This is a genomic window from Ruegeria conchae (genome assembly GCF_000192475.1).
Lineage (GTDB): Bacteria > Pseudomonadota > Alphaproteobacteria > Rhodobacterales > Rhodobacteraceae > Ruegeria > Ruegeria conchae.
The window spans coordinates 89,291-103,830 of the sequence record NZ_AEYW01000022.1; the positions used below are offsets into that span (position 1 = coordinate 89,291).

16 protein-coding genes are annotated in these 14,540 nt (G+C 53.9%); 8 read left to right on the forward strand and 8 right to left on the reverse strand.

All coding sequences use genetic code 11. The features are described 5' to 3' along the window. Positions 1-10 precede the first annotated feature (10 nt). A complete protein-coding gene (gene hrcA / locus G7G_RS0118615; RefSeq protein WP_010442969.1) occupies positions 11-1,075 on the reverse strand; it encodes a heat-inducible transcriptional repressor HrcA in 1,065 nt (354 codons plus the stop codon). A 112-nt stretch (positions 1,076-1,187) separates the two neighbouring features. Between hrcA and rph the strand changes: the two genes are divergently transcribed. The 4 genes from rph to G7G_RS0118635 are packed head-to-tail and all read left to right on the forward strand — an operon-like array spanning position 1,188 to position 4,013. Further along, on the forward strand, positions 1,188-1,901 hold the full coding sequence (gene rph, locus G7G_RS0118620) for a ribonuclease PH (protein ID WP_010442970.1): 714 nt from the start codon (positions 1,188-1,190) through the stop codon (positions 1,899-1,901). Continuing rightward, positions 1,898-2,512 (forward strand): RdgB/HAM1 family non-canonical purine NTP pyrophosphatase, encoded by a 615-nt coding sequence (gene rdgB, locus G7G_RS0118625; protein WP_010442971.1) that lies wholly within the window; start codon positions 1,898-1,900, stop codon positions 2,510-2,512. The genes rph and rdgB overlap by 4 nt, the downstream gene beginning before the upstream one ends. Beyond that, the gene (gene hemW, locus G7G_RS0118630; protein ID WP_010442972.1) at positions 2,502-3,656 is read left to right on the forward strand and encodes a radical SAM family heme chaperone HemW; all 1,155 of its coding nucleotides are present in this window, start codon (positions 2,502-2,504) and stop codon (positions 3,654-3,656) included. The genes rdgB and hemW overlap by 11 nt, the downstream gene beginning before the upstream one ends. Positions 3,657-3,659: 3 nt before the next feature. Then, entirely contained in the window at positions 3,660-4,013 is a 354-nt protein-coding gene (locus G7G_RS0118635; RefSeq protein ID WP_010442973.1) for a YbaN family protein, read from the forward strand. On the opposite strand, the gene G7G_RS0118640 is transcribed toward G7G_RS0118635, so the two are convergent. From G7G_RS0118640 to hemJ, 7 genes are all read right to left on the reverse strand, one after another. Further along, positions 4,003-4,896: a ParB/RepB/Spo0J family partition protein gene (locus tag G7G_RS0118640; protein ID WP_010442974.1), complete on the reverse strand. Its 894-nt coding sequence runs from the start codon at positions 4,894-4,896 to the stop codon at positions 4,003-4,005. The genes G7G_RS0118635 and G7G_RS0118640 overlap by 11 nt on opposite strands. 20 nt (positions 4,897-4,916) lie before the next feature. Then, entirely contained in the window at positions 4,917-5,720 is an 804-nt protein-coding gene (locus G7G_RS0118645; RefSeq protein WP_029622185.1) for a ParA family protein, read from the reverse strand. Then, on the reverse strand, positions 5,713-6,336 hold the full coding sequence (gene rsmG, locus G7G_RS0118650; RefSeq protein WP_010442976.1) for a 16S rRNA (guanine(527)-N(7))-methyltransferase RsmG: 624 nt from the start codon (positions 6,334-6,336) through the stop codon (positions 5,713-5,715). Before rsmG ends, G7G_RS0118645 begins: the two co-directional genes overlap by 8 nt. Then, entirely contained in the window at positions 6,333-8,201 is a 1,869-nt protein-coding gene (mnmG, locus tag G7G_RS0118655; protein ID WP_010442977.1) for a tRNA uridine-5-carboxymethylaminomethyl(34) synthesis enzyme MnmG, read from the reverse strand. Before mnmG ends, rsmG begins: the two co-directional genes overlap by 4 nt. A gap of 12 nt (positions 8,202-8,213) precedes the next feature. Continuing rightward, complete coding sequence (gene mnmE / locus G7G_RS0118660; protein ID WP_010442978.1) at positions 8,214-9,500, reverse strand: tRNA uridine-5-carboxymethylaminomethyl(34) synthesis GTPase MnmE; 1,287 nt, start codon at positions 9,498-9,500, stop codon at positions 8,214-8,216. A 30-nt stretch (positions 9,501-9,530) separates the two neighbouring features. Then, positions 9,531-10,802: a transcription termination factor Rho gene (gene rho / locus G7G_RS0118665; protein ID WP_010442979.1), complete on the reverse strand. Its 1,272-nt coding sequence runs from the start codon at positions 10,800-10,802 to the stop codon at positions 9,531-9,533. A gap of 126 nt (positions 10,803-10,928) precedes the next feature. After that, positions 10,929-11,378 (reverse strand): protoporphyrinogen oxidase HemJ, encoded by a 450-nt coding sequence (gene hemJ, locus G7G_RS0118670; protein ID WP_010442980.1) that lies wholly within the window; start codon positions 11,376-11,378, stop codon positions 10,929-10,931. A gap of 402 nt (positions 11,379-11,780) precedes the next feature. On the opposite strand from hemJ, the gene G7G_RS0118675 reads away from it, so the two are divergent. The 4 genes from G7G_RS0118675 to dnaQ are packed head-to-tail and all read left to right on the forward strand — an operon-like array spanning position 11,781 to position 14,515. Continuing rightward, on the forward strand, positions 11,781-12,380 hold the full coding sequence (locus G7G_RS0118675) for a Maf family protein (protein WP_010442981.1): 600 nt from the start codon (positions 11,781-11,783) through the stop codon (positions 12,378-12,380). Then, a complete protein-coding gene (locus G7G_RS0118680) occupies positions 12,377-13,210 on the forward strand; it encodes a shikimate dehydrogenase (RefSeq protein ID WP_010442982.1) in 834 nt (277 codons plus the stop codon). The genes G7G_RS0118675 and G7G_RS0118680 overlap by 4 nt, the downstream gene beginning before the upstream one ends. Then, positions 13,207-13,800, forward strand: a complete 594-nt coding sequence (gene coaE / locus G7G_RS0118685) for a dephospho-CoA kinase (RefSeq protein WP_010442983.1) — start codon at positions 13,207-13,209, stop codon at positions 13,798-13,800. Before G7G_RS0118680 ends, coaE begins: the two co-directional genes overlap by 4 nt. Further along, complete coding sequence (dnaQ, locus tag G7G_RS0118690; RefSeq protein ID WP_010442984.1) at positions 13,793-14,515, forward strand: DNA polymerase III subunit epsilon; 723 nt, start codon at positions 13,793-13,795, stop codon at positions 14,513-14,515. The genes coaE and dnaQ overlap by 8 nt, the downstream gene beginning before the upstream one ends. Positions 14,516-14,540: the final 25 nt, after the last annotated feature.

Consider the following 14,540-nt stretch of genomic DNA (forward strand, 5'->3'; position numbering starts at 1 on the left):
CTCTTACCCTCTAGCTCCGGTCGGAAATCAGCTTCCCAACCAGTTGCGCCGTATAATCCACGATCGGCACGATCCGTCCGTAATTCAGACGTGTGGGCCCGATGACCCCAACCGCACCGATTATCTTACGATCAGCGTTCATATATGGAGACACCACCAAAGAGGAACCCGAAAGTGAGAAAAGTTTGTTCTCAGAGCCAATAAAAATGCGCACACCCTCACCTTCCTCGGTCAATTCAAGGAATTCAGCGATGTCACGTTTGCGCTCAAGGTCATCAAACAGGGTGCGGATTCGATCCAACTCCTCGGCCTGACCCGGCTCATTCAGTAGATTCGCGCGTCCGCGCACGATCAATCGAGCCGAGTCGCTGCCATCCCCGTCCCACGCAGCAATGCCGCTTTCGACCATCTCACGCGCCAAAATATCGATTTCCTGCTTCCGCGCATCTATCTGCGACAGCATCTGGCGACGCACTTCGCTAAGCGTACGCCCTTCGATCAGCGCATTGAGGAAGTTCGCAGCCTCACGCATCGAACTTGGTGTTTGCCCGGGCGGAGGTGTGAACAGCCGGTTTTCGACCTGCCCGTCCGAGAAGACCAGAACCACCAAGGCGCGATCATGACCAAGTGAGACGAACTCAATATGTTTGATTTCGGCCTCATGTTTGGGTGTCAGAACCAGCGAGGCGCCTTGTGTCACGTGTGACAATGCCGAACCCACACGATCCAACATTCCACCAACATCGCCTGCGTTAGAGCCTAGTGTTTCGTCCAGCTTCTGCCGATCATCCGCGCCCAGATCGCCCATTTCAAGCAATCCGTCGACGAACATCCGCAATCCCTGCTGCGTCGGAATCCGACCAGCACTGACATGCGGGCTGTCCAGCAGGCCCAGGAATTCCAGATCCTGCATCACGTTACGCACGGTCGCCGCGCTGACTTTTTCCGAAAGCGTGCGTGTCAGAGTGCGGCTGCCGACCGGCTCACCGCTGTCCAGATAGCTTTCGACGATCAGCCGGAACACCTCACGTGACCGGTCGTTCATCTCGCTCAGAATTTTGCTCGCTTCGCTCATCGGCAATCCTCTGCTGGATCGTCATTAAATAGCAGGCACAAGAAAGGTCAATCGGGGTTGCATCGTAACGCTGCAGAGCGGTATCCCCAACCCAGCAAACAAAGGATTTTCCATGCGACCCTCAGGACGTGATCTAAACGAAATGCGCGCCGTTTCAATTGAAACCGGCTTTACCAAACATGCCGAAGGTTCCTGCCTGATTAAGATGGGTGACACCCATGTACTGTGCACCGCCACGATCGAGGACCGCGTTCCACCATTTATGAAAGGCTCGGGCCTGGGCTGGGTCACCGCCGAATACGGCATGCTGCCCCGCGCGACGAATACGCGGATGCGGCGTGAAGCGGCAAGCGGCAAACAAGGTGGCCGCACCGTAGAAATTCAACGCCTGATCGGCCGTGCGCTGCGCGCCGGCGTCGACCGGGTTGCACTGGGTGAACGTCAGATCACTGTCGACTGCGATGTAATTCAGGCCGATGGCGGCACACGTTGTGCATCGATCACTGGCGGTTGGGTGGCGTTGCGTCTGGCCGTGAACAAGCTGATGAAAACAGGCGATGTAATTTCGGACCCTTTGGTTGATCCCGTCGCCGCCGTATCCTGCGGGATTTATGCCGGTCAGCCGGTTTTGGACCTCGACTACCCCGAGGACAGTGAGGCCGGCGTCGATGGCAACTTCATCATGACCGGCTCTAGCAAACTGATCGAAGTGCAAATGAGTGCCGAGGGATCCGTCTTTAGCCGCGCACAGATGGACCAATTGATGGATCTGGCGGAAAAAGGCGTGGCTGAACTGGCTGCCTCACAGAAAGCTGCCACCGCATGACTCGTAAGTTCAACGGGGACAAGCTGCTGGTCGCCACGCACAACAAAGGCAAGCTTGAGGAGATGGCACATCTCCTCGAACCCTTTGGTGTTGCCGTCGTGGGCGCCGGCGAAATGGACCTACCTGAACCAGAAGAGATAGAGGATACCTTCGTAGGCAACGCCCGGATTAAGGCCCACGCCGCCGCGCAAGCCACCGGCCTGCCCGCCCTGTCGGACGATTCCGGAATCACCATCGACGCGCTGGATGGCGCGCCAGGCGTCTACACCGCCGATTGGGCAGAAACCGGCAATGGCCGTGATTTTCTGATGGCGATGACCCGCGCACATAACGAGCTGGAAGCGAAGAGCGCTGCCCACCCTCGCACAGCGCAATTCCGCTGTACTCTGGTTCTGGCCTGGCCCGACGGGCATGACGAGGTGTTCGAGGGCGTGGCCCCTGGACATTTGACCTGGCCAATTCGTGGCAAGGATGGCTTTGGCTATGACCCAATGTTTGTCCCCGAAGGGCACGACATTACCTTTGCCGAGATGGACCGTTGGGAAAAGAACAAGATCAGCCATCGCGGCCGCGCGGTGGAGATGTTCGTGAAAGGCTGCTTTGGCGGATGATTGGCGTAACGGGGGCTTTGGCCTGTATGTGCATTGGCCCTTTTGCGAGGCCAAGTGTCCTTATTGTGACTTCAACAGCCACGTTTCAAGAAATATTGTTCAAAAACAATGGCTTAATAGCTATCTGAATGAGCTTAAACGCGCAGCCAGTGAAACGCAAGGTCGGGTGCTTAACACCATCTTTTTTGGCGGTGGCACGCCTTCGCTGATGGCACAGGACACCGTCTCCGCCATCATCGACGAGGCCCGCGCCCTTTGGCGCCCTGCCAACGATATGGAGATCACGCTTGAAGCCAACCCCGGCTCAGTCGAAGCTGGTCGCTTTGCAGCCTATCGCGATGCTGGTGTGAACCGTATTTCAATGGGTGTGCAGGCCCTCAACGACGATGACCTGCGCCGTCTGGGTCGCATTCACACCGTGGCTGAAGCCCGCGCCGCTTTTGATATTGCCCGTAGCTGCTTTGACCGTGTCAGTTTTGATCTGATCTATGCCCGACAACATCAAACTCTGGACGCGTGGCGCGCTGAGTTGGCCGAGGCCCTGTCGATGGCGATCGATCACCTGTCGCTTTATCAACTCACCATCGAAGAGGGAACGGCGTTCGGAGATCGCTATGCAGTTGGTAAGCTGCGCGGTCTGCCCGAGGATGACAGCGCGGCGGATATGTATCTGGCCACGCAAGAGATATGCGAAGCCCATGGTTTACCCGCCTATGAGGTCTCAAACCATGCCCGACCCGGAGCGGAGTCTCAGCACAACCTGATCTATTGGCGCTATGGTGATTACGTGGGTATCGGGCCTGGTGCACACGGGCGGATCACCCTTGATGGCCACAAATTCGCGACCGAGACCATTCTTTCACCAACCAAATGGCTAGCCGCCGTTGAAAATGGAAGTGGGGAAAGCAACCGGTTCAAACTAACACAACGTGAACAAGCGTCTGAATACCTTATGATGTGTCTAAGGATCTCAGAAGGCCTAAATATTGGTAGATACAAGCAACTCTCGGGCGAAGACCTACCGCAGGAAAAGCTTTATGCACTGGCCGATATGGGCATGTTGATCCTGGAAGACGACCAGCTACGCGCCACATCTCAAGGCCGCGCCGTTCTCAATGCCATTATCCGAGAGCTATTGGAGTAACAAATGCAATATCTCTGGGCTGGATTGGGGTTGGCCTGCGTCGCGCTCGCCATGGTTGGAGTGGTCTTACCCTTGCTTCCAACAGTGCCGTTTCTTCTGCTCGCGGCATTTTTCTTTGCGCGCTCTTCATCAAGGCTGCATAATTGGCTGCTAACCCATCAGACCTTTGGTCCGCTAATTATCGACTGGCAGAACTCGGGCGCAATTAGGCCTGGCGCAAAAAAGGCGGCCACCCTTTCAGTTGCCGCCGTATTTGGCCTGTCGGTGTTGCTGTCCATGCCTTCACACGTCCTGATCATTCAGGCCGTTGTGCTAAGCGGCGTCATGCTTTTTATCTGGACCCGCCCTAGCGGCTAAGCTTGGCGCAAAGATCATCCAGCTGATCAAGGTTTTCATAGGACAACACCACCTGTCCCGTTTCAGATCCGGGTTTGTGGTTGATGGTGACCTTCATTGCCAGAATAGCTGACAAATCCTTTTCGAGGGCGCGCGTATCTGCATCTTTCCCAGCATTCAGATTTCTGGGTTTCAGCGCTGACTTATCCGCACCACCCTGTTGTTTCTTGACCAACGCTTCAGTAGCCCGCACGGAAAGACCGTTACGCACAACTTGTTTCGCCAATTCCGAAGGATCTTCTGCTGTAATCAAAGCCCTTGCATGACCGGCAGACAATTTCCCCTCAATCACAAGTGTTTGCACATCCATCGGCAAAGACAGCAGACGCAACAGGTTGGCAATATGGCTTCGGCTTTTACCCAAAGCTTCGGCAAGTTTTTCCTGCGTGTGTCCAAAGCGATCCATCAACTGCTTGAATCCTGCCGCTTCCTCCACGGCATTCAGATCAGCACGCTGAATATTCTCGATAATCGCGATTTCGAGCACCTCGGTATCATCAAACTCGCGAATAATTACTGGAATATCATGGAGTTGTGCCATCTGAGCGGCGCGCCACCGGCGCTCACCGGCGACAATCTCATATTGGCCACCTGCTATACTGCGCACAATCAAAGGTTGAATAATGCCTTTTTCTTTGACTGATGCGGCAAGTTCATCCAGCTGCTCTTGCGCAAATCGACGTCTCGGCTGATCTGGGTTTGCCTGCAACTTCTCAATCGGCACTGTAAGGTCGGGGCGGCGAGATTCCGACGAGATACGACCATCAGCTTCTGGTGCCACATCAGCCATTAATGCCGACAATCCGCGACCTAGTCCTCGGGGTTTCCCTTTCCTGGCATTCATGTTGCCCTCCTGACGGCCACTTAGATGGCTACTTTGTTGTTCTTATGCATGACTTCTCGCGCCAAATGCCGATATGCCATCGCGCCGAGTGAGCCCGAATCATATTGCAGTACAGGAAGCGCATATGATGGCGCCTCGCTGACCCGCACATTTCTGGGTATCTTGGTCTTAAATACCATCTGACCAAGATTGTCACGTGCGTCCTTTTCGACCTGACGGGACAAGTTGTTGCGGTTGTCAAACATAGTCAACACAACACCTTCGATCCTGAGGTCAGGATTCGCGGTCTGACGTACTTCGCGGATAGTCAGCATCAACTGCGACAAGCCTTCGAGCGCAAAGAACTCGCTTTGCAAGGGCACAAGGACAGAATGAGCTGCTACCATGGCGTTTACAGTGAGCAAATTCAAAGATGGCGGACAATCGATCAGAACAAAATCCAAATCAAACGAGTCAATCGCTCTCTGGCGCAGCGCATCATGCAATAGATAGCTGCGTTTTTCATTCGAGATCAGTTCAATATCTGCTGAACTTAGGTCAACGGTGGCCGGAATTACAAAAAGATCTTTAATTTCTGTTTCCTGTACCACTGCTTCCAATGATGCGTCGTCCAATATTAGGTCATAGGTTGTCCAATCGCGATCTTCGACCCCCAATCCCGTTGAGGCATTGCCCTGGGGGTCCAGATCTACGACTAAAACCTTGCAACCTGCCTCGGCCAACCCGGCTGCCAGATTGATTGCAGTCGTGGTTTTCCCCACCCCGCCTTTTTGATTCGCAACCGCGATTATCCGAGGTCCGGCAGGACGAGACAGATCAACCACGCGCAACTCCTTTGATTTTCAGGATAACAGACTGAGGTTCTGTAAGACTTTTAATAGGATCGGCGTCGAAATTCCATTCCTTGCGTGCGTCTAAAAGCTCTTTTTTCCAGGTTGCGCCTTTTGGCAACAGAGCTACGCCATTTTCATCTAAATGCCTGTCGCAAAAAGATAATAAGGTGGTCAAATCCGCTAATGCCCGAGCCGACAAGATATCCGCGCCCAAGGGATCAATTGCTTCGATTCTTCGTGCTAAGACCGTGCAATTCGCCCCGCATTCCCGGGCCACATTTCGAAGAAATGCGGATTTTCTCTGATCACTTTCGACCAGCGTAAATCGGGTTTCTGGTGCGGACTCTATTGCCATGATTGCACAGACCATTCCGGGAAACCCGCCGCCGCTGCCTAAATCAACCCAATGATCTACAGGCTTTGATGTTCTGAATACTTGAACTGAATCTTGAATATGACGAACCCAGATATCCTTTAAGCTGTTCCTTGATACTAGGTTGATTCTTGGATTCCAACGCTCAAGCAATGCAACATAGATCGCGAGACGTTCGAATGTTTCACGTGAAACATTCAGTTTCTCAGCGATGGCAACGTCTTGACCTTTCATGCGTTGCGAGCTTTCACGTCGCGCCGGAGCTTAGCCAGGACTAAAGTTAATGCAGCCGGTGTCACACCTTCAACGCGACCAGCTTGAGCAATATTAGCCGGTTTGGCTTGTGACAGCTTTTGCTTCATTTCCGACGACAATCCGTCCAGCCCAAAATAGTTGAAATCCCGAGGTATTTCATGGGCCTCGTCTCGCTTCATTGCTTCAACATCACGTTGCTGGCGCGCTATGTAGTTTGCATACAAGGCATCGCGTTCAACCTGACGGCGGATTTCCCTCTCTGTCCCTTCCAATTCAGGTTCAAGCAGGACAATATTTTCAAAAGAAACGTCAGGAAAGGCGAGTACTGCCATCCCGTCGCGACGATTTCCATCCTGATTGACATTAATCCCTGCAGCCAGAATTTCTTTGGGAGTATACGTTCGCGCAGTTAGACTGGCCTTGGCAGCCGCTAGCTTTTCGAGCTTATTCGCGAATAGGCCCCGGCGCTGCGTCCCAACACAGCCCAGTTCCTCCCCTATCGGGGTCAGTCTTTGATCCGAATTATCAGCACGGAGGGATAGCCGAAACTCAGCCCGTGAAGTGAACATCCTATAGGGTTCGGCAACCCCACGGGTGGTAAGATCATCAATCATCACCCCGATGTAGCTGTCCGAACGGGTAAAATAGAAGGGCACTCGAGACTGCACCTCTAACGCAGCATTCAAACCGGCGACCAGGCCTTGTGCAGCAGCTTCCTCATATCCTGTAGTGCCGTTGATCTGACCCGCAAGATATAGACCAGGCACATCAGGAACGGACAAAGATGCCGACAGGATACGCGGGTCAACATAATCGTATTCGATCGCATATCCTGGTTGCAGGATTTTTGCATGTTCTAGTCCAACAATCGATTGAACGTAGGCAACCTGAACATCTTCCGGCAACGAGGTAGAAATACCATTTGGGTATACTGTATTATCCTGAACCCCTTCCGGTTCCAAGAATATCTGATGGGACTCCTTGTCCGCAAATCGAACGATCTTATCCTCAATGGACGGGCAATACCTTGGGCCGACACCATCGATATGACCGCCATACATGGCAGAACGCGATAGATTTTTTTCTATAATCTCATGCGTTTGTGCGTTCGTGTGAGTTATACCACATGCAATTTGCGGGGCGGTCACCGACCTAGACATGAATGAAAACAGAGTTGGCTCCGCGTCGCCATCCTGACGTTCCAGTATATCCCAATTTATGGTCCGACCATCCAATCGGGGCGGTGTACCGGTCTTCAGCCGCGCCATGGGCAATGCAAACTCATCTAGACGCTCTGCCAGCCGAATTGATGGGCGATCTCCCATACGTCCTCCGGGCTGAGACACGTCCCCGATATGAATTACTCCGCGTAAGAATGTTCCAGACGTCAAAATGACCGCCTGCGCCGGAACCTCGGAATCGTCAGCCAGCTTAACCCCGACAACACGATGACCGTCCATCAGAAAGTCGGTTACTTCGCCTGTGATAACCGATAAGTTGTCCTGTTTCTTAGTTTCCTCTGCCATCGCAGCCCGATAAAGGGTCCGGTCGGCTTGCGCCCTCGGACCCTGGACCGCCGGGCCTTTGCGCCGGTTCAACAAACGAAACTGAATACCGGCACGATCCGCGACGCGTCCCATTACTCCGTCAAGAGCGTCGATCTCTCGAACCAGATGTCCTTTACCTAGCCCTCCAATCGCAGGATTACACGACATGACGCCGATGTCCCGTTCAGACAGAGTCACCAAAGCAGTTTTAACGCCCATGCGCGCTGCCGCATGTGCGGCTTCGGTACCTGCGTGCCCGGCACCGATAACAACGACATCAAATTTTGAATGTTTCACGTGAAACACTCCTCATTTACCTAAGCAGAAACTAGCAAAGATCTCATCCAGAAGGGTTTCGACATCTATTCGTCCAACCAGAGATTCAAGAGCGCGAATGGCTGTTCGCAGTTCCTCAGCTGCTATATCATACATATCTGGCCCCAATTCCAGAACTGTCTGTCCCGCAGCCAACGCTTCCGCTGCCTTTATCATCGCAACGCGATGGCGTTCACGGGTCGCAATACCATGACTAGTAGCCCGTTCACTTAAGATACACGATATATTGTCGATAAGGTGGTCAATTCCTTGCCCGGTTTTACCGGATATCCCACGCCCATCAGCTGCTCGTAAGTCAGATTTTGGCAGTACATGAATATCATCTTCCTGCATCTGGATACCTAAATCGTCAGGTGTATCCGTTAGGAATACACGCAAGTCAGCAACATCTGCCCGTTTGCGAGCCAGCTCGATCCCTAGATTTTCGACATGATCGTCGGTTACTCGCAAACCGGCTGTATCAAGCAGAGTAACTGGCAATCCTGCAAGATCCATACGCACTTCGATCACATCCCGCGTCGTACCGGCATATTCAGATGTAATAGCCGCCTCGCGTCCAGCTAAGGCGTTCAACAAAGTCGACTTACCTGCATTAGGAAGACCAACAATGGCAACTTCAAAGCCAGAGCGAATCCGTTCAGCGATGCGAACACCTTTCGCCTCTCGGGTCAGTTCGCCCATGACACCTGAAATCAATGTGCGGACTTCGGGCGTTACATCTGTGGGCACCTCTTCATCGGCAAAATCGATCACAGCCTCAAGCAATGATGCCGCACGGATCAAATCGCGCCGCCACCCTTCAGCTAAAGTGCCCAAAGCACCTGCCAAAATCGTTTGCGCCTGTTTCCGTTGCGCTTCGGTTTCTGCGTCAATCAGATCGGCAAGGCCTTCGACCTGCGCCAAATCCATTTTACTGTTTTCCAAAGCGCGCCGGGTAAATTCACCCGGCTCTGCCAGGCGGAGATCATCCATATCCGACAAAGATGCCAATACGGCGTTAACCGAAGCCATGCTGCCATGAATCTGAAGTTCGGCCACGTCCTCGCCCGTAAAGCTAGAGGGAGCCTTGAAGGTCAGGACCAAACCCTCATCCAACCGCATCCCATCGGCGGCGCTAAGCGTCCGAACCGTCATCCCGCGTGATCGCAGGCCTCCACCGGCCAAAATGTTGGCCGCAGAATGCGCCTGCGGGCCAGAGAGGCGGATGACCGCCACCCCCGCTTTGCCTTGCGCGCTGGCCAAGGCGAATATCGTATCCATTCGAAGGCCTCGCGTTGGTTAAGACCTGTGTCAGGTATTCATCGAATCGAAGAACTCGCCGTTCGTCTTCGTCTGTTTCAACTTCGACAACAGGAACTCGATCGCATCGGTCGTACCCATCGGGTTAAGGATGCGGCGCAGAACGAAGGTCTTGGCCAAATCACCCTTATCGACCAGCAGGTCCTCTTTCCGGGTACCAGACTTGAGGATGTCGATGGCAGGGAATACACGTTTGTCTGCGATTTTGCGATCCAGAACGATTTCCGAGTTACCGGTGCCTTTGAACTCTTCAAAGATCACCTCGTCCATCCGGCTACCAGTGTCGATCAGTGCGGTGGCGATAATGGTCAGCGAACCACCCTCTTCAATGTTCCGCGCAGCACCAAAGAAGCGCTTGGGCCGTTGAAGGGCATTTGCGTCCACACCACCGGTCAGAACTTTACCCGAGGAAGGCACCACGGTGTTAAACGCCCTACCAAGTCTTGTGATCGAGTCGAGAAGAATAACAACATCTCGTTTGTGCTCGACCAGACGCTTGGCTTTTTCGATCACCATTTCCGACACCGCCACGTGGCGCGTTGCGGGTTCGTCGAAGGTCGAGGACACGACCTCACCCTTCACAGAACGCTGCATATCCGTCACCTCTTCTGGGCGTTCGTCGATCAACAGGACGATCAGATAGCATTCGGGGTGATTCTGTTCGATCGAATGCGCGATGTTCTGCAGGATCACCGTCTTACCGGTCCGTGGCGGCGCCACGATCAGCGAACGCTGACCTTTACCAATCGGCGATACCAGATCAATCACACGGGCTGATTTGTCCTTGATGGTGGGATCTTCGATCTCCATTTTCAAACGCTCATCCGGGTACAGAGGCGTCAGGTTGTCGAACAGGATCTTGTGTTTGGCTTTTTCTGGATTCTCAAAGTTGATCTTGGTGACGTTGGTCAGCGCGAAGTAACGCTCGTTTTCATCGGGCGCTTTGATCTCACCTTCAACCGTATCTCCGGTCCGCAATGAGTGTTTGCGGATCATATCAGGCGAAACATAGATGTCATCTGGGCCTGGCAGATAGTTCGCCTCGGGCGAACGCAGGAAGCCAAAGCCATCCTGCAACACTTCCAGCACGCCATCGCCACCGATGGTCCATCCCTCATCCGCGCGTTCGCGCAGAATCTGGAACATCATTTCGCCTTTGCGCATGGTCGAGGCGTTCTCGATCTCAAGCTCCTCGGCCATGGCGAGCAGGTCTTTGGGGCTTTTGGCCTTAAGGTCAGCCAGATTCAGGGATTCAGTTGTCATGATGATACGAACCTCGGCCGCTTGGACCGCGGCGCCAGAGTGGAATTTCAGAACGGAAGATACCTCGCCCGGACGGGCGCGTTACGCGATAGATAAGCGCTTACTTAAGAAGAGTCAAACAGGCCCTTAGAACTTCAAAACGACCGCCAGAACGATCACAACCATCAGAATGGTCGGAACCTCATTCATCATGCGATACTGCCGCCCAGTGAGCTTATTTCGCCCCTCAGCAAGGTCCTTGCGCCGGTCCATCAACCAATGATGAAACCAGGTCATCCCGATCACAGCTGCACCTTTGACCCAAGGCCAGCTCCAATCCCATCCGACGATACCGGGCGTGAACACCATGATCAGCCCGCAGACCCAGGCCACGATCATTGCTGGACGCATGATCACGCGCATCAGCTTTTCTTCCATTTCAAAGAAAATCTGTTGCGCACCCTCGACGGCCTGCGCCTTTTCAACGTGATACACGAACAATCTGGGCAGATAGAATAACCCAGCCATCCATGAAATCACGGCCATGATGTGCAGCGATTTCACCCATGGGTATATTGCGAAAAGAAAATCGGTCATCGGGTTTTCCGGATTTGCCTGAAACCCTCCTAATAAAAAAATAAGAAAGAAAAAGGATGATGGTTTTGTAGGGAGGTCAAAATCGGTGGATTACTTTTTTGTCCTGCGTTTTTCCCCAGGTGGACAAAACAATTCGCTGAGCTGTACGATCTATTGATATTTCAAAAAACAACATAATTACAGATACTTAATGTGATCGCTCATAATGTTCTCTGTGGATAACCAGTAGGGTATCTTGGGATAGTCTGCTTATCCGATCTTTTCGACTTATCCTTGTCCTGTATGGACAGGATCCGGGCGACTCGGGGAAGTCTTGTGCTAAAATCCCGGGGTTGTGTGTCAACCGGAAAGTCATACAAACCGTTCAAGACTACTCAATGATTTGCACACGGGGTTTTCCACATGACTGTCCCCATAGTCCTTGCCTCGGGGTCCGAGATCCGCGCGCAGCTGCTGAAAAACGCGGGCGTCTCGTTTTCAGCTCAGATCGCGCGTGTAGATGAAGATACGGCCAAGCGTTCGCTATTGGCCGAGCAGGCATCGCCCCGCGATATCGCTGATGCACTGGCCGAGATGAAAGCGCGCAAAATTAGTGACAAGGTTCCGGGTGCCATGGTCCTGGGCTGTGATCAGGTGCTAGATTTCGAAGGGCAGTTGCTATCAAAACCTGATACGCCGGAAGATGCACTGGCACAGCTCAAAGCCATGCGCGGCAAGCGACATATGCTACTTTCCGCAGCAGTAATCTATCAGGATGGCAAACCGATCTGGCGGCATGTCGGTCAGGTGCGCTTGCGGATGCGTGCCAGCTCGGATGCCTATCTGCGCGATTATGTGGCGCGCAACTGGGAAAGCATTCGTCATGCGGTGGGGGCCTATAAGCTGGAAGAAGAAGGTGCACGTCTGTTCGCTACCATTGACGGCGACTATTTTAACGTCTTGGGTATGCCCCTGTTGGAGCTGCTTAACTTTCTGGCCGTGAAGGGAGTGATCGATCAATGACGGACCATCGAATTCCTCTGGCCGGAGTGATTGGGCATCCGGTTGCGCATTCCCGGTCACCAAAGCTGCACGGTCATTGGCTTAAAACCTATGGGTTGGCAGGGCATTATATCCCGATGGATGTCGCGCCGGCCGATCTGGAAACTGTTCTGCACACGCTGCCCAAAGCCGGGTTTGTTGGGGCCAATGTGACTGTGCCGCACAAGGAAGCGGCTTTGCGCTTGGCAGATCACGTCTCGGACCGGGCCTCGGTCATCGGGGCGGCAAATACGCTCGTATTCCGCGAAGATGGCTCGATTCATGCGGATAACACGGATGGGTACGGCTTCATGGCAAATCTGCGCGCGGGTGCGCCGGATTGGAACCCAGCGGATGGTCCGGCGGTTGTGTTTGGTGCAGGCGGGGCCGCCCGTGCCGTTCTGCAGGCGCTGGCAGAGGCAGGCGTGCCCGAAATCCTGCTGACCAACCGTACCCGCACCCGCGCCGATCATTTGAAAGAAGAGTTCGGCCAGCGGATCACCGTCGTGGATTGGGTACAGGCAGGCAACGTGATCGAGAATGCCGAACTGGTCGTCAATACGACTTCCTTGGGTATGCAGGGGCAGCCGGAACTGCGCGTTCCGCTGGACGGATTGCAACCCGGCGCTGTTGTCACCGACCTGGTTTATGCACCGCTTCAAACGCGTCTCTTGCAACAGGCGGAAGAGGCGGGATGTACCACTGTCGACGGGTTGGGAATGCTGCTGCATCAGGCTGTTCCCGGATTTGAACGCTGGTTTGGCGTCCGTCCTGAAGTTGATGCCGAAACGCGCGCGGCGGCCTTGGCATGAGTTTTGCGCTCGGGCTCACCGGATCAATCGGAATGGGCAAAAGCACGACCGCTCAGATGTTCGCAGATGAAGGTTGCGCGCTTTGGGATGCGGATGCGGCGGTCCATCGGCTTTATGCAAAGGGTGGTTCTGCAGTTGAGCCCATGCGCAACGCGTTTCCATCTGCGATTGTAAAGGAAGCCGTTAGCCGCGAAGCTCTAAAACAGATCATTTCGAATGATTCTAATGCATTGAAAATGATTGAGAATATCGTACACCCCTTGGTTGCTGAGGATCGCACGGCGTTTCGTGCAGCGGCCTCAGCCGATATCCTGGTGTTTGACATTCCATTGTTGTTTGAAACCGGCGGTGAAACTGCAATGGACGCCGTGGTCTGTGTCCGGGTTCCGGCTGATGAACAAAAAAGGCGTGTCATGGCGCGTGGTACGATGACTGAGGAACAGTTTGAGCAGATCCGTGCCAAACAGATGTCTAATGACGAGAAATGTGCCCGGTCTGATTTTGTGATTGAAACGGACAGTCTGGACCATGCCCGCGTGCAGGTGCAGGATGTGATCAGGCAGATACGGGCGAGGATGACAGATGCGTGAGATTGTACTCGATACCGAGACCACCGGGTTTGATCCCGAAAGCGGTGACCGGATTGTCGAGATCGGCGCAGTGGAGCTGTGGAACCACGTGGCCACGGGAGAGACCTATCATGTCTATATCAACCCGGAACGCTCAATGCCTGATGAAGCCTTCGGGGTTCATGGAATCGGCCCAGATTTGTTGGAGAATCCACGCCCGCCGGAAAAAGGCGAAGTGACGCTTAAGGACAAGCCTGTCTTTGCCAAGGTTGGGCATGGATTTCGCGATTTTGTGGGCGATGCCAAGCTGGTGATCCACAACGCCTCGTTCGACATGAAGTTTCTGAATGCCGAGTTGAGGTGGATGGGCGCGTCACTGATTCCCATGGATCAGGCAATCGACACACTCGCCATAGCGCGTAAAAGGTTCCCGGGCTCGCCCGCCTCGCTGGATGCGTTGTGTCGTCGGTTTGGTATCGATAATTCGAACCGGGTGTTACACGGGGCGCTTCTGGACTCGGAGATCCTTGCAGAAGTGTATCTGGAGCTGATCGGAGGACGTCAGCCTGATTTCGGCCTGTCGGCAACTACAACCGCGATGGCCGGAGGCGGAGAAGAATGGCGCCCAACTGCACGACCCAATGCATTGCCACCCCGGTTTACCGAGGATGAACGCGCAGCACATCAGGAATTTGTGGAAAAACTGGGCGACAATGCCCTGTGGACCCGCGCCTGACCATAGCCAGCCGCGGGTCAATGTC